Origin of the sequence: Nereida sp. (assembly GCF_965655635.1) — a bacterium.
In the GTDB taxonomy this organism is placed as follows: Bacteria; Pseudomonadota; Alphaproteobacteria; order Rhodobacterales; family Rhodobacteraceae; genus Nereida.
Genome location: NZ_CBFHHE010000059.1, coordinates 1 through 4,774, shown reverse-complemented (window position 1 = coordinate 4,774; position 4,774 = coordinate 1). Strand labels below are relative to the sequence as shown.

The window sequence follows — 4,774 nt, the reverse complement described above, 5'->3', positions numbered from 1 at the left end:
CCTTTTTGAACAACAGGCGTCGTACCGATTGCAAGATCAGGCTTGATCGCTTCCATTGCGGCGCAATCATCTTCAAGGCTCGCGCGGAATTTGACAGTCGCACCTTTGGCCGCAAGCCATTCAGCATCAGCCTTGTTCCAAGCAGTTTTTGGACAAGCCGTGCCAACATAGGGCACTTCAGCGCCACTCTCAATGAGCAAACGCGCGGCCAACAACTCGGAACCCTCATAGCCCGAAACGTTGATAACTCCTTTGATCTGCTTTTCAGACAGTGCTGCTTTGATCGCTGGCAAAAACGCATTCTGGGAAGCTGCGACCTGATCTTTTGACAGACCAAACGCATCACCAATACCTGCAAGCCAATCAGCAGTACCATCAAGACCAACGGGCGCAGAGCCCACGACCGGACGGCCAGCCGCCTCAAATTCACGTACAGCTGACGTATAAAACGGGTGGATCGCAGCAACTGCGCCACAATCAAGGGCTGCGTAAAGCTCGCGCCATTCACGACATGGCACCACCGGACCAACCGCCAGACCCATCGGTGCTAGCATCGCACCAATCATCATTGGATCCGCAGGAAACATTTCACCCAACAAGCTAACGGTTGGGCGGTCATTCTTGCCACCCTTCGGCGCAGGCACAGGACCCGCAGCAACTTCTTGGCGTGCGTAATTAAGCATCGCACCCGCCAAAACATCTTTTGCTTCTGCGTGGGTGGGAATACCGAAACCAGGCACATCAATACCGATGATACGCACACCGTTGATCTCGTCTGGTAACAACCGCAGAGGCACGCCAGATGCAGTTGGCACACATAGGTTTGTTACAACAATCGCATCATACTGATCCGGATCTGCCAATTCATGAACACTCTCGCGAATGTCCTCGAACAGCTTACCAGTAACCAAAGTCTCAGAACTAAACGGCACATATCCAACAGAGCGACGGGCGCCGTAAAAGTGGCTCACAAAGGTCAGACCGTACACACAACACGCAGAACCTGACAGAACGGTCGCTGTGCGGCGCATACGCAAACCAACACGCATTGATCCAAATGCAGGGCACATCGATTGCGGTTTATCATGCGGTCCAACAGGGTAATCGGCCGCAAACTTTTCAAGCAACTCAGAGTTACCCGCAGCTTTCGCAGCCTCAGCCATTGTGCTGCCTGAATGACACCCAAGCGCATCACCTACGGGCGGCACATCAGCACCAGCGGAACGTCCCTCGCCCACTGTCACCTCAGCTTGCGCTGCTGCGTCATATGTGACCTCACCGCTCATTGAGCGCTGTCCATATTTTGGCGACGATCAAACATCGTCATAAACCACTTCAAGACTGACTTTCGTGCCAGCGTGCTTGCCGCGCATGTCTTCATCAGTTGCGGGCTCAAGCACCACATCGCCGCCGGTTTCAGAGGCGTCAAACAGACCCAACAACCCATCTTGGTCAAGCGGCGCTGGACGTACAGGTGGCGCGATCGCAACTGCGTCACCAAGACCTGCAAACAAATCACCCCATTGGGATTTCGACGTGCCAACAATTTGGTAGTTTGCCGATTTCTTACGCAGATCATCATCTTGCGGAATGGCCGCAAGCACAGGGATATCTACGGCCTCTGCAAATGCTGCTGCTTCACCTGTGCCATCATCTTTGTTGATAACAAGACCCGCGACACCGACGTTGCCACCAAGCTTGCGGAAGTATTCAACCGCAGAGCAAACGTTGTTCGCCACATAAAGTGACTGCAAATCGTTTGACGCAACAAGGATAACTTTCTGAGCCATGTCGCGGGCAATCGGCAAACCGAAGCCACCGCAAACAACGTCGCCCAAGAAATCCAACAAGACATAGTCAAAGTCCCAGTCGTGAAAGCCGAGCTTTTCCAACAACTCAAATCCGTGGATAATCCCGCGACCACCACAGCCACGGCCAACTTCAGGGCCGCCAAGTTCCATCGCAAAAACGCCGCCACGCTTAAAGCAAACGTCGCCGATTTTTACTTCTTCGCCCGCTAGCTTTTTCTTTGTGGAAGTCTCGATAATCGTAGGGCATGCCTTGCCGCCAAAAAGTAGAGACGTCGTATCAGACTTTGGATCGCAGCCAATCAACAGAACCCGCTTACCTTGCTCGGCCATCATGTGGCTCAGGTTAGCAAGTGTGAAGGATTTACCGATGCCGCCTTTACCGTAGATCGCAATGATCTGCGTTTTGCTTGTAGGCTCTTCAGCAATAATATCCGCCAGATCCTCGTGTGCTTCGTCACGCAAACGCTGGTCGAAATCTTTTAGGTTCGGCACTTCGTCTTTCATGCTGCTGCACTCCAGTTGAGGATCATTTTCAAACAAGAAGGATCCGTGAAAGCTTGTTCATACGCATCAGTCGCCTCTGCGGCCGTGCGCTCGTGGGTAATCAGTCCGTCCAAAGACAGCGCGCCACTTTCAACAAGTGCACGCGTGGCCATCAGGTCATCTGCGCTCCATTCTGCTGCGATTCGCAAACGCGCTTCCTTCATGAAAGCAGGCGGAAATGCGAAAGAGAGCGGGTCTTGGTAAAATCCAGCGAGCACAATCTCGCCGCCGCGGGAAATACGACCGATCAAATCATTGATCAGATCAGCCCGACCTGAGGCGTCATAAATGGCGCGGTAATCTTTGCGGGTGTCGGCATCTGGATGCATAACCTGATAGCCTTGGGCACCCGCCATACGACCGGGATCAATTTCCCAAACAGTTGGCGCTGGACCACCTGCAGCTACCGTAAGGCGCGCAAGAAGTCGGCCCAAAGTGCCGTGACCAACAATCAAATCAGGCAATGCTTTATCAACACCTGCCATCGCGTGACGCGCTGTTGCCGCCAACGCTAGCAAAGCCCCCTGCGCACCAAAGCCGCGATCAATACGGGTTACGCGTGAGGCATCACTGACAAGAATTTCAGCAGAGCCACCAAACAGACCAAATGCATCCTCATAACAGTTAGCACCGGGAACAAAGACGTGATCACCAACACTATAGAAAGAGTTAGAGCCTGCTTCGACAACTTCGCCGGCAGCCTCATATCCAGGGACAAGAGGGTATCCCATACCGGGGAATGGGGGCATGGCACCGGACCAGAACAGCTTCTCGGTGCCCGTGGAAATGCCCGAGTGAGCAACCTGCACCACAACGTCATTCGCTGCCGGCGCCTTAAGCGCGACTTTGGCAAGCCCCAGGTCCTTTGGACCTTTCAATATGACTGCGGATGCTTCCACGTTTCCTCCCTCATCTACGTATTTGCATGTGTGAAGAAAGACTCAGCACAGCGTTACGCTTATTGTGTCATTCTAAACTGACACACCAATGTGTCAATTAATTTAGACAGTTTTCTGAAATTCTCTTGTCACCGAGGTCTGACAGCCTCGACAACGCTGGTCACAAAAGACCGCGGCGCGCGCGGAATACGAACACTCTCAAAGCCAGCATCAGTGCAAAGTTGAGCGATTTCCTCAGCAGATCGCGCGCGGCCCGTCTGCATGGCCATGCAGTAAAACGCAAAATATGCATTTCCTGGACAATGCGGGACCACGCCACCCGTCATAGGCTCTGAGATGATAAGCCGCCCACCAGCGGGCAAGGCAGTGTAAACTTTGGCCAACAAATCCCGAACCGTCTCATCACTATGATCATAAAGAACTCGGATCAAAGAAATTGCATCGGCACCTGCGGGCAGCGAGTCGGTCTTGAAACTACCCGATGTCAACTCAACGCCTTCCCCCAAACGCGCACGCGCCCGAGGGGCCACATCGGGCAAATCAAACAGGCGCAAAGACAGCTTAGGGGCAGCCTTTTGCACAGCGGACAAAAAGGCCCCAGATCCACCGCCCACATCCATCAAGCGCGTGACCCCACCAAGTTTAACCATGCGCAGCGTATCTTCGGCGACCAACCCCTGACTATCAGCCATGAGGTCGGAATACGTTTTGGCCTGCTCTGCTGGCATTTCACCACCAAACACGTAAGGCCAGAAATTTGCCAATTCCGTCTCTGTTTCACCGCGAAGCAAAGCAACGGGGTCTGTCAGGTCTCTGTAAAACACATCATGATGGCGGATCATCGCCTCAAGGCCTGGCACCCCAATAAGAGCCGCGCCACGACGAGCCAGCTCATACGCACCCTTACGCTTGTTCACTAGCTTTAGAGCCTGCGCTGCCTGTAACAGCGCTTCCATTTTACGTTCTTCAATACCGTGCATTGCCCCCAACGCGCGCGATGATCGGGGCGCTGCCTTTAGGACTTGAGGAATATCGAGTTTTACTAAGGCATACAGAACCTGACTGTAGACAAACCCTGATACCAGATCGAAAAGCGCCTCACCCTCACGGCGCGCCACAGCGCGCGTAAAAGGAAAACGCGCAGCCCACTTTTGAAAACCACGGCTCGCAATGAGGCGGGTGGTCCAACGTGTCTTCAATACAGCTTCAGTCATTTATTCGCCAGGGACCGGCGCAACGGGCGTAAGTTTCTGCGCTGTCATCTGCACCATCTTGGCAAGTGACGCTTCACCAGGGCACGACGGGATCGACGCAATCGCGCCGCCCAAAATATCCTTGAGGCGGGTCACAGCACCTTGCACCCCAAGCTCTGTGACCGCATTGGGCCGTGCGTTCAATTCATCCTGGCCAGCGGGCTTACCAAGCGTTTCTGCATCATAAAGCGCGTCACGCAAATCGTCAGCGACCTGAAACGCCTCACCAATCCGTGCGCCCAATTCAAACCATGGCTCCGCCTCTTGG

5 protein-coding genes are annotated in these 4,774 nt (G+C 53.8%); all 5 read right to left on the bottom strand.

Translation table 11 applies throughout. The features are described from left to right. On the bottom strand, positions 1–1,286 hold a 1,286-nt coding region (gene bchY, locus ACTF5M_RS11250), incomplete at its 3' end, for a chlorophyllide a reductase subunit Y (RefSeq protein WP_438961056.1). Positions 1,287–1,313: 27 nt separating this feature from the next. Continuing rightward, complete coding sequence (locus ACTF5M_RS11245; protein WP_341246342.1) at positions 1,314–2,315, bottom strand: chlorophyllide a reductase iron protein subunit X; 1,002 nt, start codon at positions 2,313–2,315, stop codon at positions 1,314–1,316. Beyond that, complete coding sequence (gene bchC / locus ACTF5M_RS11240) at positions 2,312–3,253, bottom strand: chlorophyll synthesis pathway protein BchC (RefSeq protein ID WP_438961055.1); 942 nt, start codon at positions 3,251–3,253, stop codon at positions 2,312–2,314. The genes ACTF5M_RS11245 and bchC overlap by 4 nt, the downstream gene beginning before the upstream one ends. Before the next feature lie 128 nt (positions 3,254–3,381). Beyond that, positions 3,382–4,467 carry a methyltransferase gene (locus ACTF5M_RS11235; protein WP_438961054.1) on the bottom strand — a complete coding sequence of 362 codons (1,086 nt, stop codon included), beginning with the start codon at positions 4,465–4,467 and terminating at the stop codon, positions 3,382–3,384. After that, positions 4,468–4,774 (bottom strand): polyprenyl synthetase family protein (locus tag ACTF5M_RS11230; RefSeq protein ID WP_438961053.1); only part of this gene is annotated, 307 nt, incomplete at its 5' end.

Excerpts from the sequence above, each read along its gene's own strand:
- ACTF5M_RS11245 (WP_341246342.1), bottom strand. The coding sequence starts at position 2,315 with ATGAAAGACGAAGTGCCGAACCTAAAAGATTTCGACCAGCGTTTGCGT.
- ACTF5M_RS11235 (WP_438961054.1), bottom strand. The coding sequence starts at position 4,467 with ATGACTGAAGCTGTATTGAAGACACGTTGGACCACCCGCCTCATTGCG.